23 protein-coding genes are annotated in these 25,403 nt (G+C 58.6%); 8 read left to right on the top strand and 15 right to left on the bottom strand.

All coding sequences use genetic code 11. The features are described 5' to 3' along the window. Window positions 1-77: 77 nt before the first annotated feature. The 6 genes from F2P67_RS20435 to F2P67_RS20410 are packed head-to-tail and all read right to left on the bottom strand — an operon-like array spanning window position 78 to window position 5,503. Window positions 78-2,021 (bottom strand): response regulator, encoded by a 1,944-nt coding sequence (locus tag F2P67_RS20435; RefSeq protein WP_166222903.1) that lies wholly within the window; start codon window positions 2,019-2,021, stop codon window positions 78-80. After that, window positions 2,011-2,886 (bottom strand): sensor histidine kinase, encoded by an 876-nt coding sequence (locus F2P67_RS20430; protein ID WP_166222900.1) that lies wholly within the window; start codon window positions 2,884-2,886, stop codon window positions 2,011-2,013. Before F2P67_RS20430 ends, F2P67_RS20435 begins: the two co-directional genes overlap by 11 nt. Then, window positions 2,879-3,889 (bottom strand): ATP-binding protein, encoded by a 1,011-nt coding sequence (locus F2P67_RS20425; RefSeq protein WP_166223040.1) that lies wholly within the window; start codon window positions 3,887-3,889, stop codon window positions 2,879-2,881. The genes F2P67_RS20430 and F2P67_RS20425 overlap by 8 nt, the downstream gene beginning before the upstream one ends. Next, complete coding sequence (locus F2P67_RS20420; RefSeq protein WP_166222897.1) at window positions 3,886-4,290, bottom strand: anti-sigma regulatory factor; 405 nt, start codon at window positions 4,288-4,290, stop codon at window positions 3,886-3,888. The genes F2P67_RS20425 and F2P67_RS20420 overlap by 4 nt, the downstream gene beginning before the upstream one ends. Beyond that, window positions 4,287-4,649 carry an STAS domain-containing protein gene (locus tag F2P67_RS20415; protein WP_166222894.1) on the bottom strand — a complete coding sequence of 121 codons (363 nt, stop codon included), beginning with the start codon at window positions 4,647-4,649 and terminating at the stop codon, window positions 4,287-4,289. Before F2P67_RS20415 ends, F2P67_RS20420 begins: the two co-directional genes overlap by 4 nt. A 2-nt stretch (window positions 4,650-4,651) precedes the next feature. Beyond that, window positions 4,652-5,503 (bottom strand): STAS domain-containing protein, encoded by an 852-nt coding sequence (locus tag F2P67_RS20410; protein ID WP_166222891.1) that lies wholly within the window; start codon window positions 5,501-5,503, stop codon window positions 4,652-4,654. A 253-nt stretch (window positions 5,504-5,756) separates the two neighbouring features. Here F2P67_RS20410 and F2P67_RS20405 point away from each other — a divergent pair, with 253 nt between their 5' ends. After that, window positions 5,757-6,026: a hypothetical protein gene (locus F2P67_RS20405; protein ID WP_166222888.1), complete on the top strand. Its 270-nt coding sequence runs from the start codon at window positions 5,757-5,759 to the stop codon at window positions 6,024-6,026. Between the two features lie 69 nt (window positions 6,027-6,095). Here the strand turns inward: F2P67_RS20405 and F2P67_RS20400 are convergent, their stop codons facing one another. After that, the gene (locus F2P67_RS20400; protein ID WP_166222885.1) at window positions 6,096-6,617 is read right to left on the bottom strand and encodes a DUF4142 domain-containing protein; all 522 of its coding nucleotides are present in this window, start codon (window positions 6,615-6,617) and stop codon (window positions 6,096-6,098) included. 206 nt (window positions 6,618-6,823) lie between these two features. Between F2P67_RS20400 and F2P67_RS20395 the strand changes: the two genes are divergently transcribed. Next, a complete protein-coding gene (locus F2P67_RS20395; RefSeq protein ID WP_007959466.1) occupies window positions 6,824-7,066 on the top strand; it encodes an HP1242/YdcH family protein in 243 nt (80 codons plus the stop codon). Between the two features lie 109 nt (window positions 7,067-7,175). Then, the gene (locus F2P67_RS20390) at window positions 7,176-7,355 is read left to right on the top strand and encodes a hypothetical protein (RefSeq protein WP_166222882.1); all 180 of its coding nucleotides are present in this window, start codon (window positions 7,176-7,178) and stop codon (window positions 7,353-7,355) included. Window positions 7,356-7,455: 100 nt separating this feature from the next. On the opposite strand, the gene F2P67_RS20385 is transcribed toward F2P67_RS20390, so the two are convergent. The 4 genes from F2P67_RS20385 to F2P67_RS20370 form a co-directional block, all read right to left on the bottom strand. Further along, on the bottom strand, window positions 7,456-8,535 hold the full coding sequence (locus tag F2P67_RS20385; RefSeq protein ID WP_166222879.1) for an SMP-30/gluconolactonase/LRE family protein: 1,080 nt from the start codon (window positions 8,533-8,535) through the stop codon (window positions 7,456-7,458). Further along, window positions 8,532-9,674, bottom strand: coding sequence for an SRPBCC family protein (locus F2P67_RS20380; RefSeq protein ID WP_166222876.1), 1,143 nt, complete (start codon window positions 9,672-9,674; stop codon window positions 8,532-8,534). Before F2P67_RS20380 ends, F2P67_RS20385 begins: the two co-directional genes overlap by 4 nt. A gap of 119 nt (window positions 9,675-9,793) precedes the next feature. Further along, complete coding sequence (locus F2P67_RS20375; RefSeq protein WP_166222873.1) at window positions 9,794-10,657, bottom strand: LysR family transcriptional regulator; 864 nt, start codon at window positions 10,655-10,657, stop codon at window positions 9,794-9,796. A gap of 241 nt (window positions 10,658-10,898) precedes the next feature. Then, a complete protein-coding gene (locus F2P67_RS20370) occupies window positions 10,899-12,617 on the bottom strand; it encodes a hydrogenase maturation protein (protein WP_166222871.1) in 1,719 nt (572 codons plus the stop codon). A 444-nt stretch (window positions 12,618-13,061) separates the two neighbouring features. Here F2P67_RS20370 and F2P67_RS20365 point away from each other — a divergent pair, with 444 nt between their 5' ends. After that, entirely contained in the window at window positions 13,062-13,538 is a 477-nt protein-coding gene (locus F2P67_RS20365; RefSeq protein WP_166222869.1) for an antitoxin Xre/MbcA/ParS toxin-binding domain-containing protein, read from the top strand. Next, window positions 13,535-14,038, top strand: coding sequence for an RES family NAD+ phosphorylase (locus tag F2P67_RS20360; protein ID WP_166222866.1), 504 nt, complete (start codon window positions 13,535-13,537; stop codon window positions 14,036-14,038). Before F2P67_RS20365 ends, F2P67_RS20360 begins: the two co-directional genes overlap by 4 nt. A 92-nt stretch (window positions 14,039-14,130) precedes the next feature. Here the strand turns inward: F2P67_RS20360 and F2P67_RS20355 are convergent, their stop codons facing one another. Together F2P67_RS20355 and F2P67_RS20350 are read right to left on the bottom strand one after the other, a co-directional pair. Beyond that, window positions 14,131-14,448 (bottom strand): SCP2 sterol-binding domain-containing protein, encoded by a 318-nt coding sequence (locus F2P67_RS20355; protein ID WP_166222863.1) that lies wholly within the window; start codon window positions 14,446-14,448, stop codon window positions 14,131-14,133. A 64-nt stretch (window positions 14,449-14,512) separates the two neighbouring features. Next, window positions 14,513-15,223, bottom strand: a complete 711-nt coding sequence (locus F2P67_RS20350) for a histidine phosphatase family protein (protein ID WP_166222860.1) — start codon at window positions 15,221-15,223, stop codon at window positions 14,513-14,515. Between the two features lie 203 nt (window positions 15,224-15,426). Between F2P67_RS20350 and sohB the strand changes: the two genes are divergently transcribed. Both sohB and F2P67_RS27985 read left to right on the top strand, forming a co-directional pair. Beyond that, on the top strand, window positions 15,427-16,458 hold the full coding sequence (gene sohB / locus F2P67_RS20345) for a protease SohB (protein WP_166222857.1): 1,032 nt from the start codon (window positions 15,427-15,429) through the stop codon (window positions 16,456-16,458). Between the two features lie 55 nt (window positions 16,459-16,513). Continuing rightward, the gene (locus tag F2P67_RS27985; RefSeq protein WP_166222854.1) at window positions 16,514-21,580 is read left to right on the top strand and encodes a dermonecrotic toxin domain-containing protein; all 5,067 of its coding nucleotides are present in this window, start codon (window positions 16,514-16,516) and stop codon (window positions 21,578-21,580) included. 82 nt (window positions 21,581-21,662) lie between these two features. On the opposite strand, the gene F2P67_RS20335 is transcribed toward F2P67_RS27985, so the two are convergent. Together F2P67_RS20335 and F2P67_RS20330 are read right to left on the bottom strand one after the other, a co-directional pair. Next, window positions 21,663-22,157, bottom strand: a complete 495-nt coding sequence (locus tag F2P67_RS20335) for a DUF934 domain-containing protein (protein WP_166222851.1) — start codon at window positions 22,155-22,157, stop codon at window positions 21,663-21,665. Continuing rightward, on the bottom strand, window positions 22,141-23,799 hold the full coding sequence (locus tag F2P67_RS20330) for a nitrite/sulfite reductase (RefSeq protein ID WP_166222848.1): 1,659 nt from the start codon (window positions 23,797-23,799) through the stop codon (window positions 22,141-22,143). The genes F2P67_RS20335 and F2P67_RS20330 overlap by 17 nt, the downstream gene beginning before the upstream one ends. 524 nt (window positions 23,800-24,323) lie before the next feature. On the opposite strand from F2P67_RS20330, the gene F2P67_RS20325 reads away from it, so the two are divergent. Beyond that, complete coding sequence (locus F2P67_RS20325; protein WP_166222845.1) at window positions 24,324-25,397, top strand: ABC transporter substrate-binding protein; 1,074 nt, start codon at window positions 24,324-24,326, stop codon at window positions 25,395-25,397. Window positions 25,398-25,403 lie beyond the last annotated feature (6 nt).

Here is a 25,403-nt window from a genome sequence, read left to right as displayed (position 1 = left end):
GTGTCAGCAAACGCAAAATTGACTGACGCGACGCCTTCGCGAGCAAGCCCCGCATTTGTCCAGCGATGAGGCTTAAGTCATTGCCCGTCGAGTGTGCGGCGGACTTTTTCGAGCAGTTCGCTGATCTGGAACGGCTTGACCAGCATGTCCATGCCGCTGCCCAGAAACACCTGACGGTTGATTGCGGTTTCGGCATAACCGGTCATGAACAGGATCGGCAAGTCTTCACGCCAGCCCCGGGCAACGTCGGCCAGTTCGCGGCCGGTCATGCGCGGCAGGCCGACGTCGGTCAGCAGCAGGTTGATCGACGTATCGTTCTGCAAACGCTCCAGCGCGGTCTCGATGTCGCCGGCGGTGGTGCAGCGATAGCCGGCGTCTTCCAGCACTTCCGTGACAAACATGCGCACCGACGCCATGTCCTCGACGATCAGCACGTGCTCGCCAGTGCCTTGTGGATCGATCACCGGTGCCGCGATGTCAACGAAGGTCGGGTCGCTGGTGGCCGGCAACATGATCGTCACTTCCGTACCGCGCCGGGCGACGCTGCGGATGTGCGCGTCACCACCGGACTGGCGGGCAAAGCCGTAGATCGTCGACAGACCCAGCCCAGTGCCCTGGCCGAGCGGTTTGGTGGTGAAGAACGGATCGAAGACTTTGTCGATCACGTTGTGTTCGATACCGGTGCCGTCATCGCGCACCGACAACGCGACATACGCGCCATCGGCCAGGTTCGGATCGCCGTGGGAATACGCCGCATAGGTGTTGACCCAGATGTTGCCGCCCTGGGGCAGCGCATCGCGGGCGTTGATCACCAGATTGAGTACGGCACTTTCCAGTTGCACCGGGTCGACCAGCGCAATCGCCGGTTTGTTGGTCAGTTCCAGCTTGAGGTTGATCCGCTCACCGATGGTGCGCATCAGCAATTCTTCCAGCGAGCGCACTTGCTCGTTGATGTCCACCGGGCGCGTGTCGAGGGGTTGCTGGCGGGCGAACGCGAGCAGGCGATGGGTCAGCGAGGCGGCGCTCATGGCCGAGTTCAGCGCCGCTTCGGCATAGAACTTGACCTTCTCCGGGCGATTGTCAGCGATGCGTTTCTGGATCAGTTCCAGACTGGTGATGATCCCGGTCAGCAGGTTGTTGAAGTCGTGGGCGATGCCGCCGGTGAGTTTGCCCAGCGCATCCATTTTCTGCACTTGCAGCAATTGCGCTTCGGCGCGCACCCGCTCGGCCACTTCCTTGGCCAATTGCGTGGTGGTGTCGTCCAGTTGCGCCAGGTGCGAGCGTTCGCGGTGGCGGTGCTCGGTGACGTCCTCGACGAACACCAGGCTCAGTTCCGGCGTGCGATACGGCGAAATCTGCCACTCGGTCTCGCGAATCTCACCCTGCACGCGCATATTCAGCGTGCCTTTCCAGCGCTCGCCATCGACCAGGCGCAGGCGCAGTTCACTGAGAATGACGCTCTGTTCCTCGGCGAAGCATTCGCTGAGGGTTTGCGGGTCGAGGTTGTCCTGAATCAGTTGCGCAAACGCATGGTTGCATTCGTGCACCTTGAGATGCGCATCCAGCACGGCAATCGGTGCGGAAACATTGGTGAAGATCTCGCGAAACCGCGCCTCGCTTTCGCGCAGGGCGTTTTCCGTGTCGCGCACCCGCAATAAGGTGCGCAAGGTTGCCAGCAGAACGTCCGGGTCTATGGGGTGGATCAGGTAGGCGTCGGCGCCGGCATCGAGACCGGTGATGATGTCGCCGGTCTGGATCGACGCCGCGGACACGTGAATCACCGGCAGCAGTGCCGTGCGCGAATCGGCGCGCAGAATTCGCACGATGTCGAAGCCGCTCATGTCCGGCAGGTTGACGTCGAGGATCAGTGCATCCAGCGGCTCGCTTTCAATCAGCGCCAGGCCTTCACTGCCGGTGCCGGCCTCCAGCACATGGTAATCGTGACGTTCCAGGCGTTTACGCAAGGCATAACGCGTGGCCACGTTGTCATCGACGATCAACAGATGGATCTCACGTTTCATCGACGTTCTCCAGAGCGATCGCCAACGGAATAATCACAAAAAACGTCGAACCGACGCCGGGCGTGCTGTCCATGCCGACTTCGCCACCCAAAAGCGCGGCGAAGCGTTTGCACAGCGACAGGCCCAGACCGGTGCCGCGCAGGCGTTTCTGCAGCGGTGAATCGACCTGGGAGAAGTCCTCGAACAATTCACCGTGCAGCTCGGCGGCGATACCGATACCCGTGTCGCTGACGGCAAAACGGACTTTGTCGGCGCCTTGCAGGCTTGCCGAAATCCGCACTTCGCCACGGGTGGTGAACTTCAGCGAGTTGGAAATGAAATTGCGCAGGATCTGCGCGAGTTTCTTGTCGTCAGTGTAGAGCCGTGGCAGGCCGACCGGTTCTTCGAAAATCAGGTCCACCGCTGTCGCATCGACAATCGGCCGGAACATCCCGCGCAGGGCGGAGAACAGGTCGAACATGTCGAACCACGCCGGGGAAATGGTGATGCGTCCGGCCTCGATCTTCGCCAGATCGAGCAGGTCATCGACCATGTCGCTGAGCTCGCGTGCCGCGCTGCTGACGAACGCCACCTGCTTGTGCTGCTCGGGGCTGAGCGGGCCATCGAGTTCATCGGCAAGCAGGCTGTTGACACTGAGGATCGACCCCAGCGGTGTACGGAACTCATGGCTCATGTACGACAGGAAGCGGCTCTTCAGATCCGATGCCTGGCGCAGTTGTTCAGCCTGGGTGTCGAGTTCGGCGTACAGGGCCAGTACGCCCTGATTGGTTTCGTCGAGTTCTTCGCGCAGGGCTGCCGACTCGCTCTGTAACTGCGCGATCAGTGCAGCCTGTTCGGCGGGGCTCAGAATGGGCGACTCAGCCATGGGCGGCCTCCAGGGCAACGACCAGCACCGTTACATCGTCACGCCCGCGACAGAAATCACGGTGCAAAACGCTGGCTATCACGGCGGGATGGCGGTGCACCAGGCCGGGGTAGTCTTGAAGGTTCCAACGGGACTGCAAGCCGTCGCTGTACATGATCAATAGATGTCCGTTCACGTGAGCATAGTCAAAGGGCTGGGCTTTCCGGTATTGGCCGCCCACGATCCCCGGGTGCGAGGCCAGTCCGCGGGACTTGTCGGAGGCGATCAGGCTCGCGCCGATGTTGCCGATGCCGACAAATTTCAGGCTGTCGCGTGCACCATCGAACTGCGCGAATGCAGCGGCGCCGCCTCGCGTGCCCATCATGTCGCGGTGCATGTCTTCCATCAGCACCGTTGGTGCATTGAACGGCGCCAGCGCAAAGGCCTTTTCCCCTGCGCGGGCCGCGCGTTCGGCGTCCTCGCCATGACCCAGGCCGTCGATCACCAACGCGCTGATGCCGGAGTCTTTATACGCCAGATGCCAGACATCACCGCACGCCGGGTCGTGGTGCAGCGAATGCTGACTGACGCCGTAACGCATGTCCGGTTGCCGGTCGTTGCGAGGAAACAACCGCGCGAGCAACACCGCACCCCGTGCATCGGCGTACACGTCAAACACCTCGGTTTGCCGGGAGATGGCGCCGAGGCCGATACCCTGGGTGCCGCCGGTGGAAAACCCGTCGGTGAGGCAAGCATCCAGATCAAAGCCCTTGGCCCGATCAACCGCCAGAATCTCGATGCCGAAACCTGCTGCTCGCGGCAACAGGCGCAGGTGCAATTCGCCCCGGCTGGCATGTTTGAGTACGTTACTGGCCAATTCTGTCGCCACCAGCGCCACGCGTCCGGCATCGCTTTCGCCGAAGCCATGCTGTTCGGCGAGTTGCTGTGCGGCGCGTCGGGCATGGCCGACCTGGCTGCTGTCTTCGATCAGCAATACGTGGGTCAACGACCCGCTGATGTTCACGTCCATCGGGTGATCGTTATGCGGGTGCCCTTGCCGGGCGCAGTGTCCAGTTCGAACTCGTCAACCAGGCGTTTCGCACCGGTCAGACCCAGTCCCATGCCCGAGCCGGAGGTCCAGCCATCGGTCATTGCCAATTTGATATCGGCAATGCCGGGGCCTTCGTCACGGAAGGTCAGGCGCAGACCGACTTTGTGATCCTCATCGAGAATCTGCCAGTCCATGTCGCCGCCGCCTCCGTAAACCACCGTGTTACGCGCCAACTCGCTGACCGCCGTGACCATTTTGGTCAAATCAATCAGTCGCATGCCGCACTCTGTCGCCAGTTTGCGGGCATTCTGGCGAGCCAACACGACGTCTTGCTCAATGTTGATAGGTTGAGTACCGCTGCTGCGCACGCTCATTGCTTGCGTACTCGTTCCTGCAGCAGTTTCATCCCGCGCTCAACGTTCAGTGCAGTGCTGACGCCAGGCAAGGTCAGGCCAAGTTCGACCAGTGTGATCGCCACTGCAGGTTGCATGCCCACCAACATGGTTTCAGCGTCCATGATTTTCGACAGGCCGGAGATCGTACTGATCATCCGGCCAATGAACGAATCGACCATGTCCAGCGCCGAGATGTCGATCAACACCCCGCGCGCCGAACTTTTGCTGATGCGTTCGGACAAGTCGTCCTGAAGGGTCAGGGCGAGTTGGTCATGCATGTCAACCTGAATGGTCACCAGCAGGAACTCACCCATTTGGAGAATCGGTATACGTTCCATGCTTAAACCGACTTGACGAGGCTGACACCCAGACGGGTCAGGGCCAGTTTCAGTGCGTCGGCCAGATTGGCCTTGGTCACCACACCTTGCAGGTCAAGACCGAGGTGGACGATGGTTTGTGCAATCTGCGGACGCACCCCGCTGATGATGCAATCGGCGCCCATCAGGCGAATCGCCGTCACGGTTTTCAGCAGGTGTTGCGCAACCAGCGTGTCGACCGTCGGCACACCGGTGATGTCGATGATGGCGATTTCCGAACCGGTGTCGACGATGCGTTGCAGCAGCGACTCCATCACCACTTGCGTGCGTTGCGAGTCGAGGGTGCCGATCATCGGCAGGGCCAGTACGCCGTCCCACAGCTTGACCACCGGTGTCGACAATTCGAGCAGTTCTTCCTGCTGACGCTTGATCACCGCTTCACGGGATTTCTGGAAGGTGCGGATGGTGTGCAGACCGAACGCGTCGAGTAACTCGGAGACTTCCCAGAGTTGTTCGGCGAGCAGGGCAGGTTGTTCTTTGTAGTGATTTTGCAGCAGGGTAAACAGCGGCCCCTTGAGCGAAAAAATGAAGCTGGCGGTCTGTTGCGAATCCTGTCCGAGCAGCGCGCGACTGTGCGAGAGCTTTTCAAGGAACTGGCGGGTGGCCTCCCAGCCTGTTGCATTGATGTTGGTGCCGTTGTCGTTTTCCAGGCCGTTGACCACCAGTTGCAGGAATTCGCTGGTCTGCTGCTGCACGTCGTGGTCTTTGAGATTGCGGGTGGCACCGCCGTTTTCCAGTGCGTTGATCCAATCGCCCAGCAGTTGCGCCTGTTGTTTTTTCATCGCATCGAGTGTGCTGTTCTGCAGTGCTGCCATGTGCCTGTTGCTCCGTAACGAATTGGGGGCTGGTACTGACGAAAATCACCAGCGCGAAGTGAATGACCTTGGCCGTTCGAAATAGTTGTTCGTTCCCGCGAGGATATTTTTGATCTGCCGCAAGAAACTCCCCGGTAACTCTAGACCGCGCCCATGACGGCGCCGATTTTTTGAACGTTTTCCCGGTACGCGCCTTCGAAACTACAAGGCCCGACTGCTTCCAGTCGTGCAGGTTTTGATGACCGAGGTGGCTATGACCGAGCAATCGTCGCAACAGCAAAATCAGGCCGCGCAACCGAGCGACCGCAATGATCCGGCAATCGATCCGCAAGTGCCGGGGCAACCGGCGCCGGCGCCGCGACAGAGTGACACAGAGCGGGCACAAAGTGCTGATCCGGCGTTGGATCAGAAGAACAAAAATACTGACAACGACAATGAATTCAGCCCGGGCTTCAAACCCGAACCGGATCGCGCCGAACCCGGTGAGCCGACCGACGCCGATATCGATACTGACGGCGGCTGAGTCGACGCCAACAAAAAGGCCGCATCCATTGGATGCGGCCTGTTTTTTTGCTGAAAGGTTACTTGAGGGTTACTTGCTTGGGTGCTTGGCCTGCAGCTCTTTGGCTGCTGCCAGATGTTTTTCCAGCCCTGGCAACATTTTCTGTGCGAACGCCTTCAGTTCAGTCGCGCCTTTGACCTGGTCGTCGGTCACGGTATTCGCTTGTTTCTTGAACAGCTCGATGGTGTCTTCGTGCGCCTTGACCTGGTTGTTGGCGTAGGCCGCGTCGAAGGACTCATCGCGCATGTCGAGGATCTTTTCCTTGGCCTGCTTGACCAGCGTAGTCTCGTCCGGCACCTCTATGTCGTGGGCCTTGGCGATCGCCGCCAGTTCATCATTGGCCTTGCCATGGTCGGTGATCATCATGTTGGCGAATGCCTTGATGTCGGCCGATTGACTCTTTTCCAGGGCCAGACGGCTGGTTTCAATTTCGGCGATGCCACCGGCAGCGGCGTTATCGACAAAGTCGTTATCGGTCGCCGCAAACGCCGAGCCCATACCCGAGCTCAAGGCAACGGCCAAAAACAGATGACGCAGTTTGAATCCGTCCATAGGTGTATCTCCACGCAGGTTTTTGTGAGCGTTACTGAATGGAGGGACCGGCGCGCACAAAGGTTTTATCGCATTTGCGACAGGGCGACGAACGGGCACCGCTGGTCTGACAGGTGGTCGACAGAACCGCCCAAGCGAGGCCATTCTGATAACTGGCCAGCGCAATCGGTCGCACTGGCCAGCCGATCAACTGACGGAGGTGTTCCATGCCGGTGACCCATGATCTGTTACAGGACTTGAAGCTTACGAAGGAAGAGATCCAGCAAAGACGCACCGCGGATCCACATCTGGATGCACTGATCAACAAGTATTCCCAGGCGGACGCAGAAGTAGTCAAGGCCGAGACTGCCACCTCGGATGCGCCCAGCGATGACACGCTGAAAAAGCTCAAAGAGAAGCGCTTGCAGGTCAAAGACAAGATCGTCGAGCAGTTGCAGGCTCGAACCTGACCGCCAGTCGCGCCATCGACCGTCGATGGTGAATTGACTGGAACGACACCCACCTGCGGCACCTCGAATATACAGAGTCTTCACTCATCGACTCTTTGCGAGGTGCCTTATGAACGATCCCGCGCTCCACAATGAAAAGTTCCCCAGTGAAGAGCAGGGCGCATTCGACCCGGTTCCAACCCATCCCGAACCTAACAGCCCGGCGCACACCACGGCCAATCCCGAGGAGCCGGACGAGGATCTTCCGCCAGACGAGGATCCGGACAAGTTCGACAGATCTTCTAACTGACTGACCACTTTCGCGAGCAAGCCCGCTGTTACAGGGGATTCGAGTCGATAACAGGATCGGTGTGGGAGCGGGCTTGCTCGCGAAGCGTCAGTCGATTCAACTATTGCTTCAGGGCCGCCTTCAATGGCATCCGCGTCATGTGCGACGCTTTCAGCGAGCCAAAATACAGCCAGTCCCCATACTCCCGCGCCGTGGTGATCGGCGAGTAGTTGCCGCTGCTTGAATCCTGCAGATTGGCAATCACCTTGCCGTCCAGATCCAGTCCCAGGACAAAACCGCGTTTCTCCACCGGTTTCGGCAGCACGGTCAGCGCCCGCACGATCATCTTGCGCACGAATGGATACCCGGCGGTGCCGTCGAGCAAGGCGTTGCGCGGGGCATACAGCGCGACCCAGAAACGATCGCGACCGTTGAACGCAAGGTTGTCCGGCAGCCCCGGCAGATTGTCGATGAACAGGTCATGGGTACCGGCTTTCGGCCCGGTCAGCCAATAGCGGCTGATGCGATAGGCGCCGGTTTCATTGACCAGAACATAGGCGTCATCCGGGCCGAGGGTCACGCCGTTGGCGAACTCCAGCTTGTCCAGCAACACACTGGTCTTGCCGCTCTGGAAGTCGTAGCGCAACAGACGCCCGTCGCCACCGTGCTCGATGATCGCCTCGCCGTCATGGCCGTAGCCCCAGCGACTGGAAGCATCACTGAAATAGGCGTAATGCCCGGACTTGTCGATGGCAACATCGTCGGTAAAACCAAAGGCCAGACCGTTGGCGTCGGTGGTCAACGGAATCAGGCGACCTTGAGCGTCGAGGGACAACAAACCCTTGATGCCGTCGGCGATCACCAGCAAACCGCTCGGATGCCGTGCCAGCCCCAGCGGACGTCCGCCCGTGTCGGCGAGCACGTTGCGCGTCTTTCCGTCGAGACTGGTGCGGATCAGCCGGCCGTCGTGCAAACCGCTGATCAGAAACTCATCCTCCAGCAACAAGGCTTCAGGCCCTTCAATGCCTTCAGGGCCGACCCGCGTCACGCCCTTGAGCTTCTGGTTCTCGGCGTAAATGCCTTCTGCCAGTGAGGGCGCCGGCGCGGGTGTCCAGGCCACTGGTTTGACTTTGGTAGGCATCAATAACAAAAACGCGATGACGGCGATGATCAGTAGCAACACAAGCCGCCGCCACCTCATGCGCTGGCCCTCGCCGACGTCGCATAACGCGTGGCCATGTCGCGCAGCGCCAGCATCGACGCGGCCGATTCGCGCTCGATACGGCGCTTGAGCAGCAATCGGTTGGCGATGCGCATGCCCAAGCCGTCGAAGCGATAATCCAGCGTGCGCACGAAACGCGTGCCGTTGCCTTCGGCGGAGCACTCGTACGTCAACGCCAGCGACAAACCGTGATCGCCCTGAGCCCGTGCGCACCAGCGCCGTCCCGGCAGGTACTCGGTGACTTCCCAACTCAAGTGACCGGCACGGCCGCCGGCATGAATGTCTTCTTCAAAGCGCGCGCCGGCATGCAAGGGGCCTTGCGCGCCGTCGATCTTCAGCGACGAAGGGTGCCACTCGGGCCAACGGCTGACGCTGGCGGCGTAGGTCAGCACGGCAATCGGTTCGCCGGCGATATCGATCAGGTGCTGCATGCGGGTCATGGGCATTCTCGAGTCATTCAGAGGGGCGATTTCCGGCTCCCAGTACAGGGTGCCGAACAGGTAATCCATCAGCGGCAGGACGATGTTGAAATTGCGCTCTTGCATGCGTTCGCGGCGGTGATGCAGTTCGTGCAGGCGACGCATCTGGCGGATCCACGGCAGGCGGGCCAGGGGATTGTCCGGTGGCAGGTGTTCGCAGGCGTGAAACACCTCGTAGGTCAGGTAACCCAAAACCATGCAGCCGCCGAACAGCCCGGCGACATTGGCGTTGAACTGCGCGAACAGCCACCACAGCGGCAGGGTGAGCAGCGTGTGCACCACGATCAACCACGCCGGGAACAGAATCACCCGCCAGTCGCGAGCACTGTCGTAGGTCATGTGGCCGGGCGTGAAGAAGCTGTGATGGTCGCCGGCATGCCGGGCATAGAACATCTTGGCGAAATTTTTTTTGTGGTGGCCGAGATGGCGATGAACCATGTACACGCCAAAGTTGAAAAACAGCAGCGTCAGCGGCACGGTCAGCCATTCCAGCCAACCGACCTGTTGCACAGTGCTCCAGAATCCGCCGATGGCCAGCACACCGAACAGCAGCACAAAGGCGCCGTGCAGCCACGGGTTGTAGAGCGGATGGATCGCCGCACGGTAGCGGCTGCGAAATGCCTCGGTGGTCTGCCTCACTGCGTTCACCTGTGGGTATTGTTATACCCGGCAGATTAGCCGATCCCGCCGTTCGTGCAGGCCGAACGTTGAGGTCACAAGCGCCAGGCTTCGGTGCAAAGTGGCCGCTGAATGCGATTTCAGCTCAGCGGGTTCCAGCGTTGCGACCAGTCGTCATCGCTGCGGATCACTTCGCGCAGCAGGTCGAAGGCCTGTTGCAGGGTTGCCGAGTCGCGGTCGCGTGAGTAGACCAGATAGGTCGGGTAGCTGAATTCTGGGGCCTTGGTCACCGGTTCCAGCGCACCGCTTTCCAGGTAAGTACGCACCACGCGGGTTCGGAAATAGCCGCTGCCACCGTTTTCGAGGATGTATTGCAGGGCCAGTGGGCCGAGGTTGAAGCTCAGTGCGGCTTTGGCTTTTTCCGGCAGGGCGGCGTCGTGCTGGCGGCGGAAATCCGGACCCCAGTCGATGTAGACGTAAGGATCATGTCGCCCGGGCGCGCGCACCAGAATCAGTTTTTCCTCCAGCACTTGCTCCACTTGCAGTCCCGGCCAGTATTCCGGCTGATAAACCAGAGCTGCATCAAGCACGCCGAGTTCGAGCTGGCGCAACAGATTCTCACCGTCGCGGATCTCCATGCGCAGGGCATGCCCGGGGATTTTTTCACGCAGTTCGGCGGCCCAACTGAGCATCAGCGGATTGCACAGACTGACCTCGCCACCGATGTGCAACACGTTGTGATAACCCTCGGGCAGCGGCAGGTCACGGCGGGCGGCCTCCCAGGTCTGCACCAGTTGATTGGCGTAGACCACGAACGCCTCGCCATTGGGCGTCAGTTTCGCCCCGGCGCGGTTGCGCACGAACAGCGTGCTACCCAGCTGACTCTCGAGTTTCTGCACTCTGGCGGTGATCGCCGTTTGCGTGACAAACAACTTCTGTGCCGCCGCGGCGAGGCTGCCGTGACGGACGATTTCCAGAAAGGTGCGAGCGAGATCGATGTCCATGGGCGGGCCGGCGGTTGAGGTGAGGGCATTGTAAAGGCAAAAGCCCCTCACCCTAACCCTCTCCCGGAGGGAGAGGGGACTGACCGGGGTGTTTGCCGTCATACATCGACCTGAAAGAGTGCGTCGATTATGGATTCAAGGCAAAACCGGCAAGTCGGCGTAGATCTCCAATATCCCCGGATCGGTTCCCTCTCCCTTTGGGAGAGGGCTAGGGTGAGGGGCAAAGTGGTCACCGCAAAAATCAGCTCGCCAGCTCGACCCGCCGCACCTGCGCCCAATCCTCGACCAGCCGCGCCGGTGTACCGCACGCTTTGCGCTTGTAGACAAAGGCGCTGCACTTCTGCGCGAATCCATTGCGGTTGTAGAGCATGTCTTCCTGCATTTCCTGCAGCTCGCTTTCACGGGAATGCCCGATCAGCACCTGATCAATCCGCGCTTTGCGCTCGCGCACCGCTGCGTAGGTCGAGTCTTCCAGCACACTGTTGGCCCGCTGCAGCAGCCACAGGGAAAACTCGTCCGGGCAGCGCGGACCGATTTCCTGCACCATGCCCCATTGCAACGCTTGCGCGGCACTTACGGGCAGACAGGCCTGGGTCAATTGCTCGGCCATGGCCGGGCCGACGGCGCGGGGCAGGCTGTAAGTCCAGTATTCCGAACCGTACAAACCCATGCTTTTGTAATGTGGGTTGAGCACCACCTCGGCGCGGGCAAAGACAATGTCGGCGGTCAGCGCAAGCATCACACCGCCGGCCCCGGCATTGCCGGTCACGCCGCTGACCACCAGTTGCCGGGCGCTGAGCAATTCTGCGCAGACGTCGTCAATCGCCTGAATATTTGCCCAGGCTTCGGCGCCCGGATCCTGCGCGGCCTGAATTACGTTCAGGTGTACGCCATTGGAAAAACTGCCGCGCCCACCCTTGATCAGCAGCACTCGGGTATCGCGGGATTTGGCCCAGCGCAATGCATCGACCAGGCGCTGACACTGTTTGGTGCTCATGGCGCCGTTGTAGAACTCGAACGTCAATTCGCCGACATGCCCGCACTCGCGATAACGAATCGGCTGATACGCTTCGTCGCTGAACGGCTGGCTGGCAATCGACCAGCCCAGTGTCGGCACTTCGGCCAATTGCCCGGCCAGCACATGGCGCGCCGGTTGTTTGAAGGTTTCCTCGCCCGGTTGCGGTTTGCGTCGCAGCGAGCCGATCCACAGACTGTGATCGCCGGTCGCCACCAGCACCGCGTCGTCATGCACCGCGAGAATCTCGCCGGGCATGCCGCTGCGTTGATCCAGGTGTGCGTCGTACACGTAGTACTGACCGCCAGCAAGGCTCGCCAGCACTCCGGGCTGACCGTCGGCGGCATCGATGCAGCGTTTGATGAAGCGCGAGCAATCATGCCAACTGAAGGTGCGGTCTGCCTGCTTCATGTTGGGTTGCAGGCGACCACGGACATTGGCGTCGGTGTAATCCAGTGGTGTTGGCTGGAAGCCTTCGATGAACTTCTCGATCACTTCGCGGATGCAACGCATCGCCGCGTCGCTGACCCGGCCGTTGTACAACTCGGATTTGCGCAAGCCGCCCGGCAGGTTGAATTCGCAAGTGGCCCAGACCGGCCCGGCGTCCATTTCCTCGACCGCCTGCAATGCGGTGACGCCCCAGCGCGTCAGTTCGTTGGTGATCGCCCAGTCCAGTGCACTGGCGCCACGGTCGCCGACGATGCCCGGATGGATGATCACCACCGGACGGTCACTGTTGCTCCACAGTGCGTGTGGCACCCGATCCTTGAGAAACGGGCAGATCACCAGATCGGCGCCGCTGTGTTCGATCTGTTCGCATACCGCTTGTTCGTCGGTGAACAACACGACGCTGGGCGAGTGTCCGGCCTGGCGAAGATCCAGCCAGGCGCGTTGAGTCAGGCCGTTGAAGGCTGAAGCCAGCAGAATGATGTTGAGTGGTCGCATGGTTGTTCTTCCTTGAGTGGGATTTGGCCGCAGGCTCCCGGTGAGCCGTCCTTGGCCTTCGATGGAGCGGCAAGATTAATCAGCGGACGCTTTTGCGTCAGTGATCGAGGTCAACGTTCTGTCAGCCAATATTTCCGTGGCGACGAAGGGTCTGATCCTTATGGACGGCAGGTCAGGGGGGCGATTTCCTTCGTTGTCGTCCTACGGAAAGCGGATTGTTTTGCGCATTCATGGGGATATTTCCGACATTGTTTTCAGGTTGGTCGTCGGAAGCGCGGTCTATAGCATCGGAGGGGACATGAAGTCGTTCACGGCCTGGATGCCCGGGCCCCTGATACCGGATGGATTATGCGAACCCCACACTTCGAGAACGAAACAGCGCTTTATCACCCTCGCTTTTTTTGGCGCGATGACCGTGCCCGATGCCCTTCGGAGGGGAATGCGATGTCCACTGCAAAACCGCTTCGATTCACGGGCCTGAAGAGCGTCGAGGGCAAACCTGTCGAGGTTCTATTGCGGGGCCGGGTCTGGGATAACGATCCGATGTTTATCGTCCGTTACACGCAGCAGGGCTTTGAGCTGCAAGACGTCGTCAACATGATTGCCACCTCCAAGCTGTATCGGGAAAGCGGGCTTGTCCAGCTCATCACCGGCAAATCCATCAGAACCGTGCGGCGCTTGCTCAAAGACACTCAGCCCACCCGGCTCAGCCAGCAACAGAGCATGGTCGCCTTTCAATACGCCCATGCACTGGAGGCGGCCAGTGAGGTCTTCCACGGGCAGGCGCAGGCCGAAGAGTGGATGCGCACGCCGACCAAGTGGCTAAACGGCTACAAGCCAGTTGAGCTGGTGGAGAACCCGCTGGGTTATCAGGTGGTGGATACCTACCTGTACCGGATGAAGCACGGGGTTTATCAATGAACCCTTTGCCCTGGGACGACCGCTGGTTCGCCTGGCGTATCGACCCTGAAATCTATAAACGCACGTGGGACAGTGGGCTCGGTTCGGAAAGCAAGGGCGGGCGCTGGAACCGGCCCGGCCGGCGCGTCGTGTATGCGTCAGTCGATCCGTCCACGGCCATTCTCGAGGTGGCGGCCCACGTCAGTTTCAATGCGCTGGACAAGGAGCCGCACGTTCTGACGTGTTTCGAGGTGATTGATCAAGCGCTCGTGCACATCGTACAACCGGAAGAGCTGCCGAACCCGTACTGGATGAGCCCGACCTGGCCGTCACAGAACCAGCAATATTTCGCCGATGCGCTATTGGCCGAGCACCCGTTTGTGCTGGTGCCTTCGGCGGCAACCCGACATTCATGGAATTTGCTGGTGAGTTGCGAGCTGGCGCAAGGGCAGTTCCGGATGATCTCGCAGGAGCGTTTCGGGCTGGATACCCGGTTGTTGAAAGAAGTAGAGCTGGCCTGAGATTCTTGCCAGGCGCGGAAAAGAAAAATCCCGCCACTAATGGCGGGATTTTCAGGTAATCGTACAGGCTCCCGATAATCGGGAACCACGGATTACGAAGGGAACAGCTCGGACAGTTTCATCGACAGCATCATGTCGCCTTCAACGCGCAGCTTGCCGCCCATGAAAGCTTGCATGCCGTCGGTTTCGCCGCTGACGATGCCTTTCAGGGTTTCGCTGTCCAGCACCAGTGTGCAGTTGGCGTCGGCGTTTTCGCCTTCCTGGATATCGCAAGTGCCGTCTTTGACGATCAACGCATAGTGCTTGTCTTCGTCAGTGATGTTGAAACCGAAGATCAGATCCAGACCGGCAGCGGCGGCTGGGTTGAACTTGGCTTGCATTGCTTTTACGGCATCAGCTACGGAGGTCATGGTTCGATCCTTTCTTGGATAATAGGTGCTGGTTGTTTACAGCAAGGGTCACAGTTATCCGGACTCAACGGAAAGTGATGAGTTCCGGAGCCTTCAACAGTTGCAGGTGTGCGTGACTGTTGAAGGAAGCCAAAGCCACCTCGCGACCGCGAAACTTCAGCTGGTTGAGCGAGGTGTTGACGATTTGCCAGTTCAATTCAAAGGCCTGTTTCGCAGGCATTTGCGTAATGAGGTGGAGCAGGGCAGTGATGGTGCCACCCGAGGTGAATACGGCGATTTTCTGATTCTTTTCTGCCTGTTCGAGGATTCGCTGCAGGCCGCCCTGAACCCGTTCGACGAAGCTCAGCCAGCTTTCCAGGCCAGGCGTGTCGTAAGTGCCGGCCAACCAGCGCTCGATGATCAGCGCGAAAATACGCTGGAACTCGCCACGGTTTTGCGCGGCGTTACGCAGGATGTCGAGGGCTTCCGGTTCGTCCGGCAGCATCGCCGGGAGCAGGGCGCGGATGACCGCGTCGGCATCGAATTCATTGAATGCGGAGTCGGTTTCAAGCGTCGGCACCGGCAAGCCTTTGGCGTGCAATTGCGCCAGTGCGCTGGTGGCCGTGTGCTGCTGACGGCGCAGATCACCGGCGAGGCAGCGATCGAAGCTGATTCCCAGTTCAGCGAGGTGCTGGCCGAGGATTTCTGCCTGGCGCACACCGGTTGGCGACAGGACGTCATAGTCGTCTGCACCAAAGGAGGCCTGGCCATGTCGAATCAGATAGATGCTGCCCACGTCCGCGTCGTCCCGGTACGTTGAAGGTTTGGCGAGGTTATGAGGATGACGGAGAGCTGTCAATGAAAAAACATACGCTTGTTTGAAATGCCCGTTACAGGCGTGTTGCCAGAGGTTTCACGGCTGGCCGACGAGCCGACGCATGGGTATGCTGGAACCATCCCGCGCGTTTTTACACTCGCGCATTGTTTTAAGGAGTCCCCGTGGAGTTTTTCACCGAATACGCCAGTTTCCTGGCCAAGACCGTGACGCTGGTGATCGCCATTCTGGTCGTGCTCGCCAGTTTTGCCGCATTGCGCAGCAAGGGCCGGCGCAAGTCGGCCGGTCAGTTACAGGTCAGCAAGCTCAATGATTTCTACAAAGGGCTGCGTGAACGCCTCGAGCAAAGTTTACTCGACAAGGATCAGCTCAAGGCCTTGCGCAAGGGCCAGGCGAAATCCGAGAAAAGTGAAAAGAAACAGAAGAACAAGCCTGAGATCAAACCACGGGTCTTCGTGCTGGATTTCGATGGCGACATCAAAGCCTCCGCCACCGAAAGCCTGCGTCACGAAATCACCGCGCTGCTGACCCTTGCCACACCTAAGGACGAAGTGGTCCTGCGTCTGGAAAGCGGTGGCGGCATGGTTCACAGCTACGGCCTGGCGTCGTCGCAACTGGCGCGTATTCGTGAAGCTGGCGTGCCGTTGACCGTGTGCATCGACAAGGTCGCGGCCAGCGGCGGCTACATGATGGCGTGCATCGGTGAGAAAATTATCAGCGCACCGTTCGCGATTCTCGGCTCGATCGGCGTGGTCGCGCAGCTTCCCAACGTCAACCGCTTGCTGAAAAAGCACGACATCGATTTCGAAGTCCTGACCGCCGGCGAGTACAAACGCACCCTGACCGTGTTTGGCGAAAATACCGAAAAGGGCCGGGAGAAGTTTCAGGAAGACCTCGACATCACCCACCAGCTGTTCAAGAACTTCGTTTCTCGTTATCGCCCGCAATTGGCGATTGACGATGTTGCCACCGGGGAGGTCTGGCTCGGCGTTGCCGCGCTGGACAAACAACTGGTTGATGAATTGAAAACCAGTGACGAATACCTGGCTGACCGCGCGAAAAAATCCGAGGTCTACCACCTGCACTACGCCGAGCGCAAAAGCCTGCAAGAGCGCATCGGCATGGCTGCCAGCAGTTCCGTTGATCGCGTATTGCTGGGCTGGTGGAGTCGCCTGACTCAGCAACGCTTCTGGTAATACAGGCTTTGCTCGCAGACCTGCCGTGAATGGCGGGCCTGCGGGATCCGTCTGAGTGCAATGCTCGGCTGCTGATTTCTCGCCATTTTTTCCTGAACCTGAAGCGTTCCCCGTGAAACGACTTTTCCATGCGTTTCGGGGAAACGTCCTGCATTTTTTCCGCCCTGAAAACTTTAATCTGATGCCTTCAATGCCAATGCAAAGGAATGCACTGAATGAAGGCAATCGAGAATACGCTCCGGCCTCAGGTTCAAGTAAAAACCGAGAAACAGCGCAGGGGGACGCCGCAATGACGACTCCGGCAGGCACACCTCCTGAAATGACACCTGCTGAGCAAGGCGTCTTTTACGAGTTTTTCAAGAACAACGCGCCTCCTGACTGGTTCATGCAAAGCACTGCGTTTCAGCGAAGGGAGCTTTACAGCAAACTGATCGCGAGTTTTTCTTCGAGGAAGGACACGCTGGCGGTTCTGGCAAAACTACAGGATCACCGCACATTCGTTTCGCACTTGCTGGGCAAGGCCCTTTCCGAAAAGCTGAAAGAGCCGCTGGACATCACCGGGGCGGTTTTTCAGCACATCAGATCGACCTCCAGCTTGCTGGGGTTGCGTAAAAAACTGGTACTGCCCATCGACAGGGATTTGCTGACCGCCGCTTGCGAGAACTTCGCTTCGGGTGAAATCGAGGCGGATAACTATCACAGTGACTCGTTGATCTATTTGCCCGAGCGCGTCACCGGCCACGGTAACCGGATTCTGCCGCTAAAACCCCACGAGTTCGCCGCCCTGTGCCGGCAACTGGATTTCGGCAAACGCTATCAGGAACATCTGCAAGCGGTGTTGGAGAGCGATGCGCAGGCGCAAAAAACCTGCATTGCCAACTCACGGCGCAATTTCGAAATGGATTTGCATCTGGCTCGAATGAAACAGCATCTTTCCGAGGACATGCATCAGCACCTGCTGGATGTGCTCGGTCAAAGTGCCCCGGATGGCTTCAAGCAAGGTACGTTCAGCCTGCAGACCTTGCAGTTGCTCGACTGCACGGTGTACGGCGTTCTGGTTTTTGAACTGAACACCGACAAGCGATGTGTGCTTTATATTCCAGGCGACGAAGAGGAGTCCCTTAAAGAGTTCGCAACGTTCCACGACATGGAGGTGGCACTCAGCAAGAGGCTGCGCAAGAAAGCGTTCAGCGATTACTTCGGGCGCTTTATCGTCCTCGGTGAGCGTGTCGGTTTCAGCAACAATCTTCAGAAAAAGTTGCTTGAACCATCAGGTGGCTCGCCACTGCCGACTTCAACACTCTATTTGCCATTGGTGGCAGAGACCCTGCCGGGAGATGGGTTCCATGGGCTGTTTCTGCATCGTCTCAAACTGGTCAAAGCCACCGCGCGTTTGCTGGTAGTACCGACAGATGATGAAGATGAAGAAGAACGTCTCAAGCGAATAGAAACCTACAAAACCGTCGGCATCAATCTGGCACTGTTTGCAGCGTCGTTCATCCCTGGAATCGGCGAGATTCTGATGGGCGTGACGGCCTTCCAGTTGCTGCAAGGTGTTTACCTGGGCATCGATAGTTGGGCACGAGGCGATCAGGAGGAGGCGACCGAGTATTTTTTCGATACGACGGAAAATCTGATTCTTGCCCTTGCATTGGCCGGTGGCCAGAAGGCAACCACCGCCGCTTATCGCATCGTCAAAGGTTCTGGTTTCGTCAGTCGTTTGCGTCAGGTCAATCTCTCGGGTGGGCGTTCGCGGTTATGGAATCCGGATCTTGCGCCTTATCGGCAGAGCATGACATTGCCGGTCTGGCTCAAGCCGGACGCAAGGGGACTGCGCGAACTGGCCAGTCAGGCCTACCTCAAAGTGGGCTCCTGGATCTATGCAGTTCGCGAGCAAACCGATACCGAAATGTGGAAAGTGCAAGGGTCTTCCTCGTTCAGAGAGGAATATTCGCCTTTGTTGGAGACCAATGATCTTGGTGCCTGGCGCCATGACTCCGAGTTACCGCAAGAATGGGATCGTCTGACGCTGTTTCGTCGTTTGGGTTATCCAGAATCGCTTATGGATGACGCACGCGCACTGGAAGTGCTGACAGTCAGTGGGATCAAAGAAGATGTTCTGCGCCAGACCATGATGGATCTGAGTACTCCGCCCGCCGTTCTGGTCGACACGGTGCAGCGATTTAAGGCCGAGAGCGAAGTTAACGCGTTCATTGAGCAGTTGAAGAGTCAGCAGAATGCGGTGAAGGCTGATGCAGAAATGCAGCTCTATGTTTTGACAACGCTATCGAGGTGGCCTGCGGATGTCGCACTGAGCATGACCGACAAATCCGGTAATGCACTGAGGATCTTTAACCCCGTTGGAAAAGTTCAGCGCACCTTGAAACTAAGTCTGGATGCACTCGGCAAAGATCGGCTTTACACCGAAGTGTTGGTGGGGCTGACCGAGTCCGAGCGCGTTCATCTGCTTTCTACGACCGGCAAGGCTGGCACGCAGGCAGAACGGTTAAGCCGGGTACTGCTCGAACAGGCGCAGCGTAAAACCTCTGCCCTGTTCGAACAGATCAATGAACGTGGCAATGCGATGCTGGACCAGGAGCAGGCTGTTCTTGCACTGGCGTTTCCGAAACTCCCCGTAAGTGTCGTGCAGGAATTGACACTGCACGCCGAGACCCACGAATTACTGGAGCTCGAAGCCGGCAACGTGCCCCTTCGACTGGCCGAAGAGGCGCGTCGATATCTGCAGGTCATTCGTGAAAATCGTGCCTTTGAGGGGTTGTACCTCAACACATCGGGCAGCACCGACACCAATCGACTGGTGCTGGATGCGTTGGCGCAGTTGCCCGGCTGGAAAGGTGGGGTTTATGTGCAGTTTCTGGACTGGAATGTGTCCGATGATACGTTTACCGAGCTCGGTACCAACGACGCCGAGGAGCACTTGCAGATCAATGCCCAGACTGATGCTTATCAGGTGATGGACAAGCAGTACAACCAATTGGCCTATTTGCCGGGGCGTACCTGCGAAAACTATTTCAGGGCGTTGTGGGAAGGCCTTTCGCAGGAGCGTCGCAAGGCTCTGGGGGTGGAGGTCGAGGGGGGCGCAACGGTGCTTCAGCAGAAGATCAGGATCATGGCGCTGCGCCGGCGCGAATTTGCACAACAGACACTCAACAATCTTCCTCCCCATGCGATTTACACGTCGCCCATGCGTCTGGCCGACCGGGAGTCCTCGCAATATTGGCAACCGATCAGTGAGGCTGGAGGTCATACCTCATCGATCTTGCAGCAGCGGGCGGAGGCGCTGTATCCCGCACACTCCCGCGAAAAAATCGATAACTTGTTGCACAGTTTCGGCAGTGATGAAGTGCTGGTGCTGCGCAAGCTCGAACGCCTGCGAATTGAATTGTTCGAGCTGCGTGACACGCTGCAAAAGTGGATCCTGCGCGATAGCTGGTTTCAGGCCGGTAACGGGCCTCGCGTCAAGGTCAGGAGAGTTGCGAAGGCACGTGCTGCCATTCAAATCATGCGTTGCTGGCGCCGCGAAACAGCGCAAATCAGGCTCGCTGACGAAGTGATGCATGAACTCTCGCTTCCCGCAGTAACTCTCGGAGAATTGCCTTTCCTGATTGCTGATTTCAGCCATGTCGGGAAACTGAAACTGGATCGGATCGGGGTCGATGCAAAGGTCAGCCAGTTTTTGGCGGGTTTCCCCCAACTTCGAGAACTGTCGCTGATGGGCAACGAACTGGAGCGCGTTCCGGCAGCCATTAGTGACATGAAAAGGCTTGAGTCCCTCTATTTGAACGAAAACCGGATTCATCTCAGCACCCAATCGGTTGCACAGTTGGCCGCCATGACTTCGTTGAAACGGCTGGAATTGAGCTTCAATTCCGAGCTGGGGCTGACACCCGATGTTTCGCGTCTGTCGTCACTGGAGTATCTGGGGCTACGTGAGACCGGCATACGTGTATGGCCCGCCGGAACGTCCGGATTGGCGCAATTGCGTTCACTGGATTTGCGCGACAATCGGATCGAGAACATTCCGCAGGAAGTATTGGTCAGCTCAGATCTCCTGAACCTTGGAACAGACATCCGCGGAAATCCACTGTCCACCGACTCGGTCACGCGCCTGCTGGCTTACCAGCGCCAGAACGAGATCGGTTCGGGCCTTGTCTTCGCTGGTCAGAGCCCATCGGCCACAGCGCTGATAGACGAGTCGATGAGTTCAATATGGTTGACCGGCGTGACGGCAGAACTAGTCATCAGCCGCCGTGAGTTATGGCGCTCGCTGTTCCGGCAGCCTGATTCCCACAGGTTTTTTTCCCTGCTGGTGCGCATGCGGTTCACGGTCGACTATCGCCTCGCATTTCCTTCATTGCGTGAACGCGTTTGGGGAATCATCGAGTCAGCAGGGCAGAACTCGACTTTGCGGCGTTCGTTGTTTCGCATGGCGCAGGCTGATGCACGCAGCATTGATGATTGCACATTGCTTTTCAGTGACATGGCCCTGACAGCGCTGTGCTTCAAGGCGTTACTCGCGGCCAGAACAACGGGGCACTCACTTGAGCGACAGTTCGTGCGCATGTTACGCAGCCTGTTCCGCTTGCGTGAAGTCGAGAGGTTTGCACAGAAACATATCCTCACCCGGCAAAAGACTGAAACAGTCACCACCGAGCAGGCAAACCAGATTGGTTTTGCCTTTCGCTTGGGGCTGGCAGAGCGACTGGATCTGTTGGGCCAGCCCACCGCAGTCAATGATCGTCTGGATGTAGAGGTGACGACCGCCATTCTTGACCAGGCCTATCGAGAAGTCGTCACGCTGGAAAAAGGCAAGGCGATTGTCGATTGGTTGATGGCAAACGAAGTATGGGTCGAGTATCTGCAGAATGCCTACCGCGAGGAGTTCAGTGAAATTGAGGTTCTGACCAAGCTCCAGCTGCTTGAGCTGGATCGTCAGACTCTACTGACTCGCGATCAATCGACAGCGCAGATGAAGACGATTGTCGCCAACAACACCAACGCACAGCGAAGTCTGTTCATCCGATTGACCAATGAAGCGCTCGAACGCTTCAACGCGCATGCGACACCGGTCGAGGTCCCGAGCTTTGAGGTAGAGAAATAACCGTCTCGGCGTTGCAGGCAATAAAAAACCTGAAACCGGGTGATGTCCGGTTTCAGGTTCGGGTGACGGTAAAGCAGTTTTATCAGCGGCGACGGAACAGCGGCAGTGGCTCGTCGGTGGCGGCCTGATAGGTCACCGAGAAGTCCTTGAGGCCTTCCAGCGCTTCGTACGGGTCTTTATCGGCACGTACGGCAAACGCGTCGAAGCCACAGCGATGCATGTAGAACAGTTGATCGCGCAGCACATCACCAATCGCCCGCAATTCGCCTTTGAAACCGTAACGGTCACGCAGAAGACGAGCGTTGGAGTAGTTGCGGCCGTCGGTGAACGCCGGGAAATTCAGGGCGATGACCTGAAACTCATTCACATCGTCGCCGATTTCCTCGGCTTCTTCGTCGGCATCCAGCCATACGCCGAGACCACCGTCGCGGGCCTTGAGCATGCGGCTGTGTTCACGCCACAGCTGCAGCGGCACGATCAGATCGTCGCAGTTGCTGATTTCGTCGATGTTGAAATCCTTGGGCAGCAAGTGCCAGGTTTCGTCGACGACTTCGTTGTTCTTAATGATTCGCTGCATAGACGCGTTCCTTGAAGAGGTCGATGCCAATACGCTGATAGGTGTCGATGAAGCGCTCGTCTTCGGTACGTTGTTCAACGTACACGTCGATCAGCTTCGAGATCACATCCGGCATGGCTTCCTGGGCGAAGGACGGGCCGAGGATCTTGCCCAGACTCGCGTCACGGCTGGCGCTGCCGCCGAGGGAGACCTGATAGAACTCTTCACCTTTCTTGTCCACCCCGAGGATACCGATGTGGCCGACGTGGTGGTGACCACAGGCGTTCATGCACCCGGAGATGTTCAGATCCAGCTCACCGATGTCGAACAGGTAGTCCAGATCATCGAAACGACGCTGGATCGACTCGGCAATCGGGATCGACTTGGCGTTGGCCAGCGAGCAGAAATCGCCGCCAGGGCAGCAGATGATATCGGTCAGCAAGCCAATGTTCGGCGTGGCGAAACCGCCTTCACGCAGCTCGCCCCACAGGGCGAACAACTGGCTCTGCTCGACGTCCGCCAGAATGATGTTCTGCTCGTGGGAGGTGCGCAGTTGACCGAAGCTGTAGCGGTCGGCCAGATCGGCGACGGCGTCCAGTTGCTTGTCGGTGATATCGCCCGGCGCGACGCCGGTCGGCTTCAGCGACAGGGTCACGGCAACATAACCCGGCTTCTTGTGCGCGAGGGTGTTGCGGGTACGCCAGCGGGCAAAACCCGGATGCTCTTTGTCCAGTTCGGCCAGTGCGGCAGTCTGGTTTTCCAGTGCCTTGTAGTCCGGATCGACAAAGTGCTTGGCGACGCGATGCAGTTCGGCCTCGGTCAATGTGGTCTGGCCACCGCGCAGGTGTTCCATTTCCGCATCGACTTTCTGCGCGAAGACCTCAGGGGTCAGCGCTTTGACGAGAATCTTGATCCGCGCCTTGTATTTGTTGTCGCGACGGCCGTAGCGGTTGTACACCCGCAGGATGGCGTCGAGGTAGCTCAACAGATCCTGCCACGGCAGGAACTCGTTGATGAACGCGCCCACCACCGGCGTACGGCCCAGACCACCACCGACCAGCACGCGGAAGCCCAATTCGCCCGCGGCGTTGTGCACCGGCTCAAGACCGATGTCGTGAACTTCGATGGCGGCACGGTCAGCGGTGGAACCGTTGACGGCGATCTTGAATTTGCGCGGCAGGTAGGCGAATTCCGGGTGGAACGTCGTCCACTGACGGACGATCTCGCACCATGGGCGCGGATCGATCACTTCGTCGGCGGCGACACCGGCGAACTGGTCAGTGGTGACGTTGCGCAGGCAGTTGCCGCTGGTCTGGATCGCGTGCATCTGCACGGTGGCCAGTTCAGCGAGGATGTCCGGGATGTCTTCGACGGCCGGCCAGTTGAACTGCACGTTCTGCCGGGTACTGATGTGGGCGTAGCCCTTGTCGTAGTCACGGGCAATCTTGGCCATCATGCGCATCTGACGCGAAGTCAGCTGGCCATAAGGCACCGCCACCCGCAGCATCGGCGCAAAGCGCTGGATGTACAGGCCATTTTGCAGGCGCAGGGGGCGGAATTCTTCTTCGCTCAGCTCACCTGCCAGATAGCGTCGGGTCTGATCACGGAACTGCTTGACGCGGTCCTCGATGATCCGCTGATCGTACTCGTCGTATACGTACATATAAGTCCTGTTCTCAGGCTTTGGGCTACTCGGAAAACGCTGCGTTTTCGCTTGCTGGAGTCCGATTGTGCCTCTGCAATTCTGCGCGCACGGCCGCGCACTCCCTAACGGAGCCGGGGCAATATACCCGTTTGCAGTTATGCGCAAAAGTGATGTTTGAGTATATGTAAAGAACCAAATCGCCTAACGAGAATGGTTGTTAACTATTCCACATTTGTCGTGCGGACAATCATCGTCTTAACTGTGATCGAGTCTTTCTGCAATCACCGATAAAACCGACAAGAGGCGATGCAATGAGCAATCCGACCAAGGCAAGAAAAAGCGACAGCAGCGTCGATGCGTGGGCCATTTTGTTCCTGATCATTCTGGTAGTAGGGACGGCGGTATTCTGGGTCAGTCATCAGTAAACGACCCATCCGGGCTTCGCTTGCGACGATTGTCGGACAAAAGCGGGATCAGGCGTTATTAGCCGACTGAACGGTGGCTATAATGCGCGGCCATTTTTCCCTGGGCCCGGATGTTCCATGTTGAAGATTTTCCACCTCAGTCTGCTGCTGTTCGGCGCGGTGTTTGCCACCGTCGCACGGGCGGAGTCGGTGCTGTTTCTCAATCCGGGTTCGACGCAGGAAGCGTTCTGGATCAGTTATTCGCAATTCATGCAGGCGGCGGCCCATGACTTGGGCATCGATCTGCAGATTCTCTACTCCCAACGCCAACCTGAATTGACCCTGGCACAGGCTCGTCTGGCGTTGCAGGGGCCCAATCGCCCTGACTACCTGATGTTCGTCAACGAACAGTACGTCGCCCCGCAGATCCTGCGCCTGGCCCAGAACAGCGGGGTCAAGCTGTTCATCGTCAACGCTGCACTGACGCCCAATCAGCAGGCGCTGCTGGGTGAGCGCGCCGACCGCATTGGCAGTCTGGTGCCCAATGACGAGGAGGGCGGCTATCTGATGATGAAAGAGTTGATCCGCCAGCACCGGCCTGTGCCTGTCGGAGAGACTATCGAAGCGCTTGCGTTCTCCGGACTGAAGATTACCCCGTCAGCGCAATTGCGCGAGAAAGGCATGCAGCGCGCCCTGGCTGAACATCCTCAGGTGCGCTTGCGCCAACTGGTTTACAGTGGCTGGACGCAGGAGCGTGCCTACGAACAAGCGCGGCAATTGATCGGACGGTATCCGGGCGTTTCGCTGGTGTGGGCGGCCAATGATGAGATGGCCTTCGGTGCAATGCGGGCGTTTTCCGAAGCCGGGAAAGTCCCGGGCAAGGATACTTTGTTCAGCGCCGTCAACACTTCTGCCGCCGCGTTGCAGGCCGTGGTCGACGGGCGACTGAGTGCCTTGGTCGGTGGTCACTTCACTCTGGGCGGTTGGGCGTTGGTCGAATTACATGACGACAGTCTGGGTGTCGACCTGAAACAGTACGGCGGCCGTGATCGTCAGGTGCCTTTATTGCAACTGATCGACAAGGCTCACGCCCGTCAGATGCTGGCGATGGGCGACACACCGAATTACGGCGTGAATTTTCGCAAGCTCTCGGCCAAGGGGCGCCCGGCGTCGTACCGCTATCCGTTCAATCTGCAGACCCTGATGCGCTGAACGTCG

Origin of the sequence: Pseudomonas atagonensis (assembly GCF_011369485.1) — a bacterium.
In the GTDB taxonomy this organism is placed as follows: domain Bacteria; phylum Pseudomonadota; class Gammaproteobacteria; order Pseudomonadales; family Pseudomonadaceae; genus Aquipseudomonas; species Aquipseudomonas atagonensis.
This window is presented reverse-complemented; position numbering and strand designations above follow the sequence as displayed.